Annotated in this window: 11 protein-coding genes; 5 read left to right on the top strand and 6 right to left on the bottom strand. The window is 74.1% G+C overall.

From position 1 onward, the window contains the following. The first annotated feature begins 874 nt into the window (after nt 1–874). The 4 genes from ACF089_RS28070 (at nt 875) to ACF089_RS28055 (ending at nt 4316) form a co-directional block, all read left to right on the top strand. The gene (locus tag ACF089_RS28070) at nt 875–1861 is read left to right on the top strand and encodes an amidohydrolase family protein (RefSeq protein WP_392032204.1); all 987 of its coding nucleotides are present in this window, start codon (nt 875–877) and stop codon (nt 1859–1861) included. 154 nt (nt 1862–2015) lie between these two features. Beyond that, nucleotides 2016–2252, top strand: a complete 237-nt coding sequence (locus ACF089_RS28065) for a helix-turn-helix transcriptional regulator (RefSeq protein WP_392032202.1) — start codon at nt 2016–2018, stop codon at nt 2250–2252. A 91-nt stretch (nt 2253–2343) separates the two neighbouring features. Then, nucleotides 2344–3465, top strand: a complete 1122-nt coding sequence (gene aroB, locus ACF089_RS28060; RefSeq protein ID WP_392032199.1) for a 3-dehydroquinate synthase — start codon at nt 2344–2346, stop codon at nt 3463–3465. Continuing rightward, entirely contained in the window at nt 3462–4316 is an 855-nt protein-coding gene (locus ACF089_RS28055; protein WP_392032197.1) for a shikimate dehydrogenase, read from the top strand. The genes aroB and ACF089_RS28055 overlap by 4 nt, the downstream gene beginning before the upstream one ends. 401 nt (nt 4317–4717) lie before the next feature. On the opposite strand, the gene pabB is transcribed toward ACF089_RS28055, so the two are convergent. Together pabB and ACF089_RS28045 are read right to left on the bottom strand one after the other, a co-directional pair. After that, nucleotides 4718–6835, bottom strand: a complete 2118-nt coding sequence (gene pabB / locus ACF089_RS28050) for an aminodeoxychorismate synthase component I (protein ID WP_392032194.1) — start codon at nt 6833–6835, stop codon at nt 4718–4720. Between the two features lie 73 nt (nt 6836–6908). Further along, nucleotides 6909–7619: a 50S ribosomal protein L11 methyltransferase gene (locus ACF089_RS28045; RefSeq protein ID WP_392032191.1), complete on the bottom strand. Its 711-nt coding sequence runs from the start codon at nt 7617–7619 to the stop codon at nt 6909–6911. A 233-nt stretch (nt 7620–7852) separates the two neighbouring features. On the opposite strand from ACF089_RS28045, the gene ACF089_RS28040 reads away from it, so the two are divergent. Continuing rightward, nucleotides 7853–9802 carry a helix-turn-helix domain-containing protein gene (locus ACF089_RS28040; RefSeq protein ID WP_392032188.1) on the top strand — a complete coding sequence of 650 codons (1950 nt, stop codon included), beginning with the start codon at nt 7853–7855 and terminating at the stop codon, nt 9800–9802. Here ACF089_RS28040 and ACF089_RS28035 read toward each other — a convergent pair. The 4 genes from ACF089_RS28035 to ACF089_RS28020 form a co-directional block, all read right to left on the bottom strand. After that, a complete protein-coding gene (locus ACF089_RS28035; RefSeq protein WP_392032185.1) occupies nt 9778–11028 on the bottom strand; it encodes an IS701 family transposase in 1251 nt (416 codons plus the stop codon). The genes ACF089_RS28040 and ACF089_RS28035 overlap by 25 nt on opposite strands. 364 nt (nt 11029–11392) lie before the next feature. Further along, nucleotides 11393–11563 carry a hypothetical protein gene (locus ACF089_RS28030; RefSeq protein ID WP_392032182.1) on the bottom strand — a complete coding sequence of 57 codons (171 nt, stop codon included), beginning with the start codon at nt 11561–11563 and terminating at the stop codon, nt 11393–11395. Nucleotides 11564–11700: 137 nt separating this feature from the next. Next, nucleotides 11701–13773 (bottom strand): glycosyltransferase, encoded by a 2073-nt coding sequence (locus ACF089_RS28025; protein WP_392032179.1) that lies wholly within the window; start codon nt 13771–13773, stop codon nt 11701–11703. A gap of 193 nt (nt 13774–13966) precedes the next feature. Next, the gene (locus ACF089_RS28020) at nt 13967–15640 is read right to left on the bottom strand and encodes a beta-N-acetylhexosaminidase (protein WP_392032176.1); all 1674 of its coding nucleotides are present in this window, start codon (nt 15638–15640) and stop codon (nt 13967–13969) included. Nucleotides 15641–15654: the final 14 nt, after the last annotated feature.

Here is a 15654-nt window from a genome sequence, read left to right as displayed (position 1 = left end):
CTCTTCCCGTCCGCCGGATTCGGGAACTCCTCCCGCGAGCCGGGCGTATCGGCCGACGGGAGCGAAAGGACTCCCCCGCCGTCGCGGTGCGCGACCGATACGGAGAATGCTCAGCGGACGGTGGCCCGATTCCTCTCGGGGACTGTCCGAGATACCGCCCGGGGCGCGATCGTCTCCTATCCGCGCCGCGACCGCGCGAATCGGCGGGACCGCTCCGGCCCGGCGGCGAGCCGTCTCCGGCGACGCCGAGTCCCCGCCGTCCCGTTCGAGAGCCTCGGCTCCGCCTTCGACGCCCGGAGCACTCCGATCCGGCGGAGCGCGAAGGTTCCGGAGAAGGCCGTCGGCACGAATCGAGGCGGCCGCCGCCCCGAACTCGGCGGCGTTCTCGCCGCAATGCCGTCCGTACGCGGATTCCGTGTGAAACCGTTCGGCGGACGGGTCCCGGAGGGCGGCGAGCCGGGTCCGCCGTCCGGGCGGACGGCCCCGCGCGCGGCCGGGCGGTGGCCCGTGGACGCCGGACCCGGCCGTCCGCACCGGCCGGGCGACCGGCTCCGCCCGGCGGGATCCCCGGGGCGTCCACCCGATCGCCCCGGCCCCTCGGCGGCGCCGGCCGGAGAAACGCCCGCGTGCCGACGCGGGCGCCCCGGCGGCCGCGTTCCGCCCCCTGCCGGTGTGCTCCCCTCCGTTCCCCGAAGGGCGGACCGCCACGGCGGGCGCACCCTCACCAGCACGAGAGAAGGACGCCGTGTACAGAAGGAAATCCCTGACCACACGACTGTGCCCGCCGCCGGTCGGAAGTGGTCCGGATACGGCCCCGGCGCGCTGCCGGGCGGTGCGGGCCGGCGATGAGAACCAGAGAACCACGGAGGAATTCATGACACGGCCCACGGGTCTGATCGATGTGCACCACCACGCGATTCCGCCGCTCTACGCGCGGGCGATCGGCGCCCGGTTCGCCCTTCCGGGCTCGGACCGCCCCGGCTGGTCCCCGCGAGAGAGCCTCGAGGTCATGGACGCCCAGGGCATCGCCACATCCGTGCTGTCCGTCCCGCCTCCCGGGGTCACCTTCGTCGAGGGCGGCGCGAGCCGCGCGCTGGCCCGCCAGGTGAACGAGTACTTCGCCGCGCTGGTCGCGGAACACCCCACGCGCTTCGGGGCGTTCGCCGTACTCCCGCTGCCCGACGTCGGCGCGGCCATGGAGGAGCTGGACCACGTCGCCGACGTGCTGAGGCTCGACGGCGTCGGCCTGCTCACCTGCTACGGCCACCGCTATCTGGGCGATCCGGAGTTCGAACCGCTGCTCGCGGAGATCGCCGATCGCGGTCTGCCCGTGCATGTGCACCCCGGGCCCCCGCCCGCGCAGGGCCCCGGCGCGCGCGATCTGCCGCCGGCGCCGTACGACCTCGCCTTCGAGACCACCCGCACGGTGGTGAGTCTGCTGTTCAACGGGGTGCTAGACCGGCTGCCGCATCTGAAGCTGATCGTCTCGCACGCGGGCGGCACCCTGCCCTTCCTGGCCAAACGGCTCACCTACGGACCGGAGCTGGGCAAGCGGCTCACCTACGGACCGGAGCTGGGCGAGCACCACGCCGAGCGGGCCCCGGTCGATGTGATCGCCCAGCTCAGGGGGTTGTACTTCGATATCGCGGGGTCCGCGAACGACGACGCGCTGCCGGCTCTGACCCGGCTCGCCGCCCCCGAACGGATCCTGTTCGGCAGCGACTTCCCGTTCACGCCCGCGGACCGCACCGCGGAGAACGTGGCGGGATTCGCCTCGTACCGGGAGTGGACGGACGAACGGCGGGCGGCCGTCGGCCGGGACAACGCGCTGGCCCTCCTCCCCCGGCTCGCCGCCCGGTGACACCCCGGCGCGCGGGCGCCGTTCCGGCAGGACAGGGGGTACTTGACGGAGTCTGCCGGGCTCCGTTGCCGCCGCGTTCCCCGAAACCGCATAGTCGATCCCGACAAGCGGCGGCGAACGCCGGTGGCGCGTAACGACAGAGGTGGATGCCGTCATGCCTGCGACCGTCATGAATTCCGGCTGGGCGAGTCTCACCCCCGCCGAGCTGCGGGTGACCCGGTTGGTCGCCGACGGCCTCACCAACCGGGCGGTCGCCGGAGTGCTCAACGTGTCCCCGCACACCGTCGACACACATCTGCGCCATATCTTCGGCAAGCTGCAGATCAGCGGTCGCGTGGCCCTGGCCCGGCACGTCCTCACGCACGACGACGGCGCGGAGCCGGGAGTCTGACATGGGCCGCCCCCACCGGTCCCGTGTCACCTCTCCCGAGCCCCCGCGGCGTAGCAAAGCAGGAGATCCTCCGCAGCGGAATGAGGTAGTCATGGACAGTCCCGATCGCCGGACCGCGCGTATCAGGGTCGGCGGCCCGGCCGGAACGGAACCGTACGAGGTCCGGGTCGGGCGTCATCTGCTCGGCGAGCTGAGCGGTCTGATCGGCCCCGCGGGCGGCCCCTTCGCCGGCAATGGCGGCCGCGTGGCCGTGCTCCACCCCGAGGCGCTGGCCGAGACCGGGGAGGCGATCAGGGAAGGGCTCGCCGCCCAGGGGTACGAGGCCGTGGCGATCGAGCTGCCGAACGCGGAGCAGTCCAAGACCGCCGAGGTCGCCGCGTACTGCTGGAAGGCCCTCGGCATGCGCGGCTTCACCCGCACCGACGTCATCGTCGGCGTCGGCGGCGGGGCCACCACCGACCTCGCGGGCTTCGTCGCGGCCACCTGGCTGCGCGGGGTGCGCTGGATCGCCGTGCCGACCACCGTGCTCGGCATGGTCGACGCGGCCGTCGGCGGCAAGACCGGCATCAACACCGCCGAGGGCAAGAACCTCGTGGGCGCCTTCCACCCGCCCGCCGGAGTCCTCTGCGACCTCGCCGCCCTCGACTCGCTGCCCGCCGACGACTACGTCAGCGGTCTCGCCGAGATCATCAAGGCGGGCTTCATCGCCGACCCGGTGATCCTGGACCTGATCGAGGCCGACCCCGAGGGAGCCCGCTCCCCCGCCGGACGCCACACCCCCGAGCTGATCGAGCGCTCCATCCGGGTCAAGGCCGAGGTGGTCTCGGACGATCTCCGGGAAGCGGGCCGGCGCGAGATCCTCAACTACGGGCACACCCTCGCCCACGCCATCGAGAAGAACGAGCGCTACACCTGGCGGCACGGCGCGGCCGTCTCCGTCGGCATGGTCTTCGCCGCCGAACTCGGCCGTCTGGCGGGGATCCTGGACGACGCGACCGCCGACCGGCACCGCACGGTCCTGGAGTCGGTCGGACTGCCGCTGACCTACCGGGGCGACCAGTGGCCCAAGCTGCTGGAGACCATGAAGGTCGACAAGAAGACCCGAGGGAACCTGCTCCGCTTCATCGTCCTGGACGGGCCGGCCAAACCGTCCGTACTGGAGGGTCCCGACCCGGCCGTCCTGCTCGCCGCCTACCAGCGGACCCTGCGGTGAGCACCGGGCCCGTACGCGCCGCCGTCCTCGGCTCGCCGATCGCCCACTCGCTGTCGCCCGTGCTGCACCGGGCCGCCTACCGGGGCATGGGACTGGACTGGAGCTACGCGGCCGTGGAGTGCGCGGAGCGGGAACTCCCCGGATTCCTCGGCGGACTGGACGCCTCCTGGGCCGGGCTCTCGCTGACCATGCCGCTCAAACGGGCGGCGATCCCCCTGCTCGACTCGGTGAGCGACCTCGCCCGCGCGGTCGGCGGGGTCAACACCGTCCTGCCGCGCGACGGCGGGCTGCACGGCGACAACACCGACGTCCACGGCATCGTCGCGGCGCTGCGCGAGGCCGGCGTCGCCTCGCCGGGCTCCGCCGTCGTCCTGGGCGGCGGGGCGACCGCCTGCTCGTCGCTGGCCGCGCTGCGCCGGCTCGGGGTGGGCGAGGCCGTGGTGCTCGTACGCGACCGGTCGCGCGCCGCCCTCGTGGAGGAGGCGGCCGAACGGCTGGGCAGCCGGATCGCGATCCGCCCGCTGTCCTCCGCCGGGGACGCGGCCGCCCGCGCGGAGCTGGTGATCTCAACCCTCCCGGCGGGCGCGGCGGACGGTTTCGCCGACGCCCTCCGGTGCGAGGCGCTGTTCGACGTCGTCTACGCGCCCTGGCCGACGCGGTGCGCCCGCGCGGTCGCCGCGTACGGCGGCACGGTGGTCGGCGGACTCGCCATGCTCCTCCACCAGGCCGCCGCCCAGGTCGAGCTGATGACAGGCCGCACCGACGCACCCGTCGACCAGATGCGCCAGGCCCTCACCGCCCACGGCTGGGAAGCGCCCCGCCCGGCGCTCTCCGACGGGGTGACCGGCTGAACGCCACGCCGTGACGGCGCGCGGGGGGCCTTTCGGCCGCACAGGGCGGGTCGGTCCTGTGGTCGCACACGGCGGCCGCGCCCGGCGGTCGGCCGTCATCGGCCCCCGCCGGCCCCTCGCACGACGGGTCAACCCCGCGGTTCCACACGGCGGGGCACGTCGGTGGTCGCACATCGCGGGGCGCCCTCGCGATCCCGCACGGCGGGGGGCGGCCCTGCGAGCGCGGGGAGCGGGGCGGCCTCGCGGTCGCGCACGGCGGGGGCGGCCCGGTGACGGCACCCGGCCGGCGACCCGGCCATCACCCGCACGGCGGGCGCGCGGCCGTGGTCGCACACCACGGCCGCGCGCCGTTGTCCCGCACCGCGGGGGCCCCGTGGTCGCACACCACAAGGCCCCCGATCTCACACCGTGGTACGGGCCGCGCCTGCGGGCAGGCCCGGGAAGCCGGCGCCGGCCAGGGCGAGCAGGGGGCGGGCCTTGACCGCGGTCTCCTCGAACTCGGCCTCGGGGTCGGACAGGGCCACCACCGCGCCGCCCACGCCGTAGCGCACCCGGCCCGGTGTGACGACCGCCGTTCTGATCACCACGCTCAGCCGCGCCGCCCCGGAGAGCGAGAAGTAGCCGATCGCGCCCGAGTAGACGCCGCGCGCGCCCTCTTCGAGGCGGTCGATGATCCGCATGGTCCGGATCTTCGGCGCGCCGGTCATGGAACCGGCGGGAAAGGCCGCCCGGGCGGACTCGACCGCGCTCACCCCCGGGCGCAGCCGCGCCCGGACGGTGCTCACCAGCTGGTGCACGGTCGCGTAGGTCTCGACCTGGAAGATCTCGCTCGCGTCGACCGAGCCGATCTCGGCGCACCGGCCGAGGTCGTTGCGGACGAGGTCGACGATCATCAGATTCTCGGCGCGGTCCTTCTCGTTCGCGAGCAGATCGGCCACCAGCTCGGCGTCCGCCCGGGCCGAGGTCCCGCGCGGCCGCGTCCCCTTGATCGGCCTGGATTCGGCGACACGGTCGGCGCCGATGCGCAGAAAGCACTCGGGGGAGGTGCTGAGCACGGAGAGTTCGCCGAAGGAGAGCAGCGCGCCGTACGGGGCCGGGCTGAGCCGGCGCAGGAAGCGGTAGCCGGTCAGCGGGTCCAGATCGCCCCGGGCCTCGATCATGTTGGTGAGACAGACCTCGTAGGTTTCCCCCGCCGCCATCTCGTCCTGGCAGGTGCCTATCATTCTGAGATAGGTCTCGTGGTCGTGGCGGAGCGCCACTCCGTGCAGTCCTCCGGGCGGTCCGGCGTCCCGCCGGGCCCCTGGGTCCGGCTCCGCCGCCAGGGCGGCGGCGGACGCGAGCCAGTCGCGGGCCGCCCGTTCGTCGGACGGCTCGGCGAGAGCCAGCAGATAGGCGTGTCCGGTGGCGTGGTCGAGGACGACGGCGCGGTCGGCGAAGAGCATGACCGCGTCCGCGTCCTCCGACTTGTGCGCCTTGTCGCCCCCGCACTCGGCCTTGAGTTCGTACCCGAGATAGCCCACCCACCCCAGGGCGAAGTCGAAGGGAAGCGGGGGAATGTCCGTCTCGACGCTCCGGAGGTCCTCGTCGATCCAGTCGAAGAAGCTCCCCGTGACGGTGTCCTCGCCGTCGGCCGACTCGACCGTCACCGTCCCGTCCCAGGTGTTCGCCCGGGCCACCCGGCCGAGCGGGCCGGAGGCCGCGCCCATGACCGAGAAGCGCCCCGCCCCCTCGTCCGGCCTGCTGCTGTCGAGCCAGAAGGTGTGCTCGTCGCCCCCGAAGAGCCGCTCGAACGCGCGCTCCTGGTCGAGGGGGGCGGCGGTCCGCTCCGCGAGGACCCGCAGCGCGCGGGCGCCCCGGCGGCCGGCCGGGGCGGCGAGGGCCTCCAGCGCGGTGTCCCGCGCGGGCCGGGGAGCGCGTCCCGCCGGGCGGCCGGAGGAGTTCCTCCGCTCGGAGGTCAGCCGCATGAAGTTGGCCAGCAGACCGTGGCCGTGGCGCGTGAGAATGGACTCGGGATGGAACTGCACTCCCCAGAGCGGGCGTTCGCGGTGCTGGAATCCCATGAGCACCCCGTCCGGGGTCCAGGCGACGGCCTCCAGCTCGTCCGGGAGGTCGGTGACCGCGAGCGAGTGGTACCGCACCACGTCGAAGGGGGAGGGCAGTCCGGCGAACAGCCCCTGCCCCCGGTGCTCCACCGGCGAGACCCGTCCGTGGCGGGGCTCGGGCGCCCGGCCGACGGTCGCTCCGTACAGCAGGGCCGCGCCCTGGTGCCCGAGACAGACGCCGAGCGCGGGAAGGCCGCCGTGCTCGAGTATCTCGCGGCAGATGCCGAAGTCTGCGGGGACCTCCGGGCTGCCCGGGCCGGGCGACAGCACGACATTGTCGAATTCCCGGAGTCGGTCGGGGCTCCACCCCGGGTCGTCATTCCGGATCACGACGGGCTCGGTTCCGCTGACTTCCGCGAGCAGATGGTGGAGGTTGTAGGTGAAGGAGTCGTAGTTGTCGACGAGGAGAGTGCGCATATCAAGTCCGTAGGTAGACGACCGGGCTCGCACGGCGGCGCTGCGAGCAAGGAGAGTGCGGACTGCCGGGAAATCAGCGGGGCGCGGCCAGCACCTCGAACAGAATGTGCTCCACGGTATCGCCGCCGTCATGGTCTCGCCGGGCGTCGACTCTGCGCAATTCCCGGCCGGACCGGGCGGCCATGTCATGGAGCTTGGCCATGTTGCCCCGGTCGCTGAAGTGCAGCAGCACCCGGCCTTCCGCCGAGAGGAGTCCATGGGCCTCGGTCAGATAACGCTGGTGCGCCCGATAGCCGGGGTCGACATAGGCCCGGTCGTGATCCGACTCGTATTCATAGTCCTCCGGAGCCAGGACGAAATTCGAATGCCAGTAGATCGTGTCGAATCGTTCGGTGGGCGATACCGCGCCGAAGAGGTCCCCGGAGCGGGCTTCGACCCGGTCGGCCACACCGTGGCGTCGTGCGTTCAGTTCCGTATTGGCCACCGCCCGGGGGTTGATGTCGGTGGCGACCACGCGGTCGCAGCCGGCCAGCGCGGCCGAGATCGCGATGATTCCGGTTCCACACCCGATTTCCAGGAATGAACCGCTCCGTGGAGCGGGCCTCCCGGAGAGTCCCATGAGTTCCATGGCCACGCCGGTGGACCGGGAGAAAGGTGGCGCGAATACATCGTCCAGCAATTGCCAGGTCCGATTCTCCATCGAGAAGACCGAAGGCCGGTCCCGGCGGGTGCGTGCGGTCCGGCTGCGTTCGAGCGACCGTGTATAGCTCTTGATCTCAGTCATGGGTGTCCCTTTCCAGGCCAGGGGGGGTGAACCCCCTCAAAAACCCCTCCATTCATCGTCGCCGGAGGGAGTTGCCGTCGGAAGGTGGGCCCGCGACACCCGGTCGCCCCCGGTGCGGTGCCCGGGGCACACATAGCCGATCAGACGAGGATGTGGATGCATTGACCCTCATGATCACAGAGACTTACGATCCTCCTCACATTTGAATCATATTTACTCCGGGGGGCTGCTCTATGTCGGAAGAGCTGTTTGACCAGACCCGCGCGCTGACGGTGCTCGAGCTGGTGGCCCGGGAGGTGCCGAGAACCCACTTGGAGGAACTCTTACGCCAGGCCCAGACGACCCCCATGCCCGCGGCCTCCTTCGCGGCCCTGGAGCGCGCCGTCCAACTGGGCCTCTCGATCGGCGAGTCCAGCGAGCAGCGGCGGCGCCGGGAGTCGGCGATGGCCGCGCTGATCGACGCGGCCCGGGAGATCAACTCGATCCAGGACCCCGAGTATCTGCTGAGCGTCGTCACCGCCCGGGCCCGCCGGCTGCTGGGGTGCGATGTGGCCTATGTCAGCCTGCCGCGCCCCGAGGGCGGTTCCTACGTCCACGCCTCGGACGGCGAGACGACCATGTTCAACGTCGGGCTGGAGATCGAGCCGGGCCACGGCCTCGGCGAGGTCGCGCAGGGCGAGGGGGGCCCGCTGTGGACGGCCGACTATCTGGGCGACACCGCCTTCCCCCGCTCCGACCGGATCGACGACGTGGTGCGGGCCGAGGGGCTGCGGGCGATTCTGGCGGTCCCCATGCGCCACGCGGGCAAGACGGCGGGCGCGCTCTACGCGGCGGACCGGAAGATCAGGCACTTCACCCCCGACGAGATCGGTCTGATGCGATCGCTCGCCGATCTCGCGGGCACGGCACTGGACCGGACCCGGCTGATGGAGCGGGTGCAGACCGATCTGGCGGAGGTGGGGGCGCGCCGGGCCAGGGAGCTGGCCGTCTCCTCGCGTTCGCGGTTCCTCTCCGAAGCCCGGGGCAAGCTCGCCGGGATGGTGCTGGACGGCTGTGACCTCCGTGATGTGGCCACCGTCACCGGGGACGTCCTGGCGGGCTCCGTCGCCGTCCACGACGCGGCCGGCTGTCTGATCGTCGAGGTGGGCGCGCCGCAGGACATCGACGAGGCCGTCTCGGCGAAGGCCTGCCTGGACGCGCTGGCCATGCGGGCCCCGATCGCGCTGAGCCCCACTCTGTGGGCCGCGCCCGTGATCGCCGGGGCGGAGGACCTGGGGGCGCTGATCACCCGTACCCAGCGCCCGCTCTCCGACGAGGAGGCGCGGTTCCTCCACTTCGCGGGCCAGGCGGTCGCCCTCGTGCTGCTGCTCCAGCGGAGCACGGCGGTCGCGGCGGGTCCGGTGCGCGACGAGCTGTTCGACAATCTGCTGGCCGACTCCACCCGGTCGGTCCGGCATCTGGCGGAGCAGGCCCGGCGGGTCGGCATCGACCCGGGCCGTCCGCACTCGCTGCTGGTGATCCGGGTGGAGGGCAGCGAGCAGGGGCGCGCCGTGGTGTGGGCCTCGTCGTACGCCCATCGGCGGTCCGGTCTGAAGACGGTGCGCAGCGGCTGCATCCTGCTGCTGCTGCCGGGCGAGGATCCCTCGTCCCTGGCGCAGTCGGTCCATCACGAGCTGTCTCCGCTTCTCGCCCAGCCGGTGTCGGTGGGCGCGGCCGGCCCCACCCGCGATCTGGCCGCGGTGCGGGAGGTCTACCGTGAGGCCCAGCGCTGCCTGGACGCCCTGATCGCCATCGACGGACAGGGCAGCGCCGCGGCGACGGAGGACCTGGGCTTTCTGGGCGTGCTGCTCTCCGACGACCACGATGTCGACCGGTACATCAACTCGACGCTCGGCGCGGTGCTGGACTACGACAACGAGCGGGACACCGAGCTGGTGCGCACCCTCGACGCCTACTTCAGCTCACACGCCAGTCCGACGCGGGCCGCCGGAGTGCTGCATGTGCACGCGAACACCGTCTCCCGCAGGCTGGAGCGGCTGACCGAACTCCTGGGGCCGAAGTGGCAGGAGCCCTCCGACGCCCTGGAGATCCAGCTGGCGCTGCGGCTGCTGCGGACCCGGCAGGTGCTCCGGCACCGGCACGGCCCGGGCCGTCGCGGTCAGGCGGACAGACGGGAGACCTGACGGTGGGGTCGCTGCGCGGAGTGGCGTCCCTCGGCCGAGGCGAGGATCTCGATGGCGTGGGCGGCCGACGCGAGTGACATGTGCCGGTGCCAGCCGCGCAGCGACCGTCCCTCGAAGTCCCGGAGCCCGGTGTTGAAGCCGACCTGGGTGACGTCGAGGTCCACCCGGGCGGTCAGTTTGGTGACGAGCAGCAGCGCCTCGGCGCGGAGCATGTGCGCGTTGGCCACCCACAGGTTCTCGGGGGCGCGCTGCGGGTCCCGCCACTCGGCGAGGAGCAGCAGCCGGCCGTCGGCGGAGTGCCGGGGGCCGCTCGGCCGGCCCGGCTCCCGCACCTGCACGGCGGCCACCAGGGAGTGGTGGGAGACCTTGGGCGCGGCGGGGTCGCTCCAGGTGACGGGGCGGCGCAGGGAGCGGGCCGACATCGCGATCTGCCGGGCCTGGAGCGGGCCGCCGGAGAATCCGGCGAGGGCGGGGTCCTGGACGGTGAGACGGGCCGTGGGGCGCAGCCGGGCCACGGCCGGCACGCCCGCTTCGGCGAATCCCCGGAACGCGGAGTCGACCCGGTTCATCGGGAGGTCCAGTACGACGGGCGCCAGCGGCACTCCGCGCAGCGGCAGGGTCTCCAGGACGGATGTGACGGCGCACTCCTCCAGGGTCTCCTTCGAGGTCTCCGTGGGCACGCCCGCCCAGCGGCGGGCGGGTTCGGCGTCGAAGCAGGTGTCGGGAAGGAGCATGCGCCAGTTGACGGGGACGCTCAGGGCCGGGGAGGCGTGCCACATGCCGAAGGCGCGCTGTCCGCGGAAGATCCTGCCCAGGTGCGGGTCGAAGCCCTGGTCCACGCCGACGGACCGGTTGCCCGCCTTGGGGATGGACAGCGCCCGTACGACGTACGCCAGGGGGAGGTTCTTGCGCTCCAGATAGGAGGCGAGCGCGTCGCGGACCGGCATCCAGTCCCACGGCGCGTTGGAGATGAAGTGCTGAAGCCGCTGTTCCGCGGCGGCGCCGCCCAGTTGTGTGGCGAGGTTCCTGATGGATTTGCGCCCCCGTGCCTCCAGCAGGGCCCGCAGATACTGCTCTCCCTTCTCCCGCTGGTCGCGTCTGGAGAGCGAACCGAAGAGCGTGTCGCACAGTTCGGCGGTGATGTCCTCCTTCAGGCGCGTGCTTCTGCTCTCCGGAGCCCGCCACCACGTCGTGCCTGATGTGAGCCCGGCTTGAGGCGTCTTCACAGGATTCCCCAATCGATGGACGAGGCAGCTCCCCTGCTGCCCGGACCAGGCTCGCCGCCCGGCGTCCCGCTGAGGAAGGTGAGCATCACACCATCACGCCCATCGAGCCCACGCGGAGTGGTCGCCCGCCCACCAGCGCCGTGCGCGGATCGCGGCCGCCCGTCGCCCGGTCGGCACTACCCGTTGGTAGTGGGTGTGGTGGGATCACCACCCGTACCGGACGTAACCGCCCCCGTACCGGCGGCGGCCGGTGGTCCGTCCACACCCGGCGCGCCGACGGCGTGCCCCGGCGCGGCGCGGCGGCCCGTCGGCCGCGCCGCCCGGCGGTCCTCGGGGCGGCTCGGGGGGTGCTCCGGCGGGCCGGTCAGCCGGTCAGAAAGGCGAGGGGGACGAAGAGCAGGAGCCCCACGAAGGTCGTGGAGATCAGGAGACATCCTCCCCTCGGGGTCCTCTCCGCGTGGAAGGCGTACACGACGCCGCCGACGGCGACGACGAGCACGAGCAGCCAGATCGGAAACAGTCCCGCGATCCCCATGTGCAGAGCCGCAACCTCCCGTTCGGGGTACGGGCGGACCCGGCGGCCGCCCCGGTGTCAATCTACTCCCGCCGAAGGGGGCGGGGGGCGGGGGGTGGCGAACCGCCCGGGGCGTGGCGGCGTCCGGCCCGGGGCGGTCAGCCGCCCGGGCCGTGCCCCGGGGCGACAGGGGCCCCGTGGGCGGCGCGGCGGGACGGCCGGGCGGGCTCGGCGACGGTACGGGTGTAGTGCTCGGCGAAGGCGTCGCGGACCCGGGCGATGCCGTAGTCGGCGCGGACCCTCTCCTGGCCCGCGCGGGCGACGGCCCGCAGCTCATGGGCCCGGTCCTGTCCGCGCGGGCCCATCACGGCCGTGATGCCGCCGGCCATCGTGGCGGCGGTGGAGGTGTCGATCAGGAACCCGGTCTCGCCGTGGGTCACATAGTCCGCGACGCCGCCGCGCAGCGGTCCGGCGGCGAGCATTCCGGCGTCCATGGCCTCCAGGACGGCGATGCCGAACTCCTCCTTGGCGCTCGCGCAGATGTAGAGGTGCGGGAGCGGGGCGGGCAGCAGCCGGTCCAGGGCGCTCTCCAGCAGCCGTACCCGCCGGTTGGAGAGGGCGGGGAGCAGGGCGACGCGGCCCTCGGCGGAGGGCGCCTCGGCGAGCAGGGCCCGGATGCGGGCGAGGACCTCGTCCTCCTGGGCGGTGGACGTGCCGTGGCCGCCGCCGACGAGGACGAGACCGCAGGTGTGATGGGCTCCGCTCCGCAGCCAGGCCTCGACGAGCACGTCCTGCTGTTTGACGTGGTTGAGCCGGCCGACGTTGAGCAGCAGCGGGAGTCCGGCGGCGCGCTCGTCGAGCCGCGGGGCTCCGGCGCGGGGGGAGCCGGCGGGCGGGTGCTCGGCGTTCGGCGGTCCGGGGCTCGGGGCCCCGGGGTGCGGTGCGAAGAGCAGGTCGACGAGTTCGGCGCGCTCCCGGTCGTCGTCCGGGGCGGGCCGCAGCGCGGGGATGCCCTCGCGGATCATCCGTACGGGCCGGTCCCCCCGGCCGGGCGTCAGACGCGGGAAGAAGCGGGCGAGATCGGCGCGGCTCTGCGGGCCGGGCAGGGCGACGACGGCGTCCGCCCGCTCCACCAGGGCGTCGGCGAGGAGTACGCGGTGCTGGTCGTCGGCGTCCTGCGGGGCGGACTCGCCGCGGTCCCGGCGGGCGAAGTAACCGCGGTGCGGGTCGGGGGTGACGGTGAAGACGAGCTTCGCGCCCAGCGCGGCCACCGGGCCGCTGATCGCGCAGGACGCGTCGTCGGCGAAGCGGACGTGGACGAGGTCGGGGCGGATCCGGTGGGCGTTCATCAGATGCGTGAACCACCAGCCGGCGGCCGGGTGGGTCCGGCCTCGCGGGCCCGTCCCGGGCGCGGCCGCGGGGTCCGTGCCCCACGGCCCGTAGTCGACGTCGGGGAGGGGTACGACGAAGTGGCCGGGGGCGAGTTCGCGCGGGCCGTCGCCTCCGGCGTACTCCGTCTCGCTCAGCAGGGTCGCCGTGACGACCCGCCGGACGGCCCGGTGGCCGGCCAGCGCGGTGCCCAGACCGGTGAGGAAGACGCTCAGTCCGCCGCTGTCGCCCCGGCCGGGGTGGAAGAGGGAGCCGCGCAGGGAGGTCTGGACGACGGTGAGTCCGGGTCCGGCCGGCGTCGGCAGGGGCGGGGGCGCGGGCGGCGCGGCGGGTCCGTCCGACGGCAGCGCGGCGGCCATGTCCGCCCGGCCGAGGCCGCGTTCGCGCGCGGCGGCGGCCCAGGTGAGGAGGTCGCCGGGGCCCGCCGCGCCGCCGAGGGCCCACAGGGCCCCGTCCAGCCCGCGGTCGGGGGCGCAGCGGGCGGCGTACCGCCAGGCCGCGTGGCGCAGTCTGCGCTCGGGCGCGGCTCCGTGGGTCCGCAGCACGCGTTCGCCGTCCACGGGCAGCGACGGTACGAGGGCGGCCAGTTCGAGCAGGGAGGCGGCGGCGTCGGGCGATCGCGGTTCGGCGAGCCGGGCGGCCAGCGCCCGGCGGGTCTCGGCGAGGCCCTGGCGGGCGGCGCTCGCGGGCAGCAGCAGTCCGGCGAGCACATCGGCGCGCGGGGTGACGCCCGCGTGGGCGAGGAGTTCGGCGGGCGGGACGGTGGTCCCGTCCCGGCACCAGGATCTCAGCAGGGCCAGGTCGCCGGGGGCGGTGGTGCGGTGGTCGGGAGCGCCTCGCATGACGGGTCGAGCCTCCTGGATCCGGGCGGGCGGCGGCGCCCGCGGTCGGCGGGGCCGGCGGGCGGGTGGTCGGGCGGTGGGGCCGGAAGTGGGCAGGGCGGGGCCGGGCAGGGGCCGCGAAGGGGCGGAAAGTCGCGGAAAGGGACAGGTCGGGCCGGGGCGGGGGCGGCGGGCCGGTGGGGGCGGCGGACGGTCAGTCGGCGGGTCCGGCGGCGGACGGGCCGCCGGGAGCGGGCCGGGCCCGGTCTCCGGTGCCGCCGCGCTGCCAGGGCCGGGGGCCGCCGGGCGGGCGGTACTCGACGGACAGGGCGTCCAGCCGGGCCAGATACTCCGGCAGCCGCGACCCGAAGGGGTGGGCGGCGCGCGTCTCGGGCGCGGACCAGGCGGCCTCCGCCAGCGCGCCCAGCCGGGGGAAGGCCATGTACTCGACCTGCCGGGGCGAGGTCAGATGCTCGGTCCACAGCTGTGCCTGGGTGCCGAGCACCCGGGCCCGGCCGCCGCCCGCGGCGATCAGGGCGGCGGGGGCGGGGTCGAAGGCCACGACGTCGTCGAGCGAGGTCACTTCGGGGAAGGCGACCGGCTCGCCGGGGTGGTCGGACTGGTAGTGGTCGAGATAGGTGGTCCGGGTCGGGCAGTTGATGACGTCGTGACCGGCGGCCAGCGCACGGGCGGCGAGGTCGTCGGCCGTCCAGTCGCGCCAGATCGCGGCCACCGTGCCGGCGGGCGCTCCGCCGCCCTCCAGGGCCTGGTCCCAGACCACGGTCCGGCGGCCCGCCTCCGTGAGCCGCCCGGCCAGCGAGCGGAGGAACCAGCTCGCGAGGCCGTCGACGGACGGCAGTCCGGCCCGGGCCGCGAACGCGCGGGCCCGGGGGCTCGCCCGCCACTCGTCGGGGAGGCATTCGTCGCCGCCGAGGTGCACATGGGGCGAGGGGAAGACGTCGAGGACGGTCGTCAGCACATCGTCGAGGAAGCGGGAGGTCTCCGGTCCCGGGCCGAGCGTACGGGTGGATCCGCCCCACCGGGTCCGTACCGGGGGCCGTCCGCCGTTGCCCAGTTCGGGGTAGGCGGCCACCGCGGCCTGCACATGGCCGGGCAGACCGACCTCGGGGACGACGGTGATCTGGCGCGCGGCCGCGTGGGCGACGATCTCGCGCAGGGCGGCGAGGGAGTAGAACCCGCCGTGGGGGGTGCCGTCGTAGCCCTTCGGGGACGCGGCCGGTCCCCGGACGGTCTCCGCGCGCCAGCCGCCGTGCTCGGTCAGCCGCGGCCAGCCGGGCACCTCCAGCCGCCAGCCCTGGTCGTCGGTGAGATGGAGATGGAGCCGGTTGAGCTTGTGCAGGGCGGCGAGGTCGATCAGCCGGAGCACGAAGTCGGTCGGCATGTGGTGGCGCGCCACGTCGAGCATCACCCCGCGCCAGGGGAAGCGCGGTTCGTCCGCCACCCGGCAGCAGGGGATCTCGCCCCGGACGCCGGCCGCCGGGGCGGACCGCAGGGCGTCCGGCGGCAGCAGCTGACGGAGGGTCTGTACGCCCCAGTGCAGTCCGGCCGGGGTCGCGGCGACCAGGTCGACGGCGTCCGGGGTGACGTCCAGCAGATAGCCCTCGGCGGCCGGTACGCCGCCGGGATCGAGCCGCAGGGTCACCGCGCGTCCGGGGCCGGGCGCGCCGCCGGCGACGGGCGTCCGCAGCCCGAGGCCGGACCGCAGGGTGTCGTGCAGCAGCCAGGCGGCGTCAGCGGCGGCCCCGTCCGCGATGATCCGTACGTCCCGGTCGAACACGAAGGCGCCCGGCCGCCGTTCCCAGCCGCGCGGCGCGGGGACGACTCCGTGCGCTGCGGCGTGATCGCCGTTGTGGTCGGGGTTCGGCATGCGTTTCACTATGG

It is taken from the genome of Streptomyces sp. NPDC014894, from assembly GCF_043080985.1.
Taxonomy (GTDB): domain Bacteria; phylum Actinomycetota; class Actinomycetes; order Streptomycetales; family Streptomycetaceae; genus Streptomyces.
The sequence above is the reverse complement of the archived record's forward strand: the minus strand, read 5'-3'. Positions and strand labels throughout refer to the sequence as shown.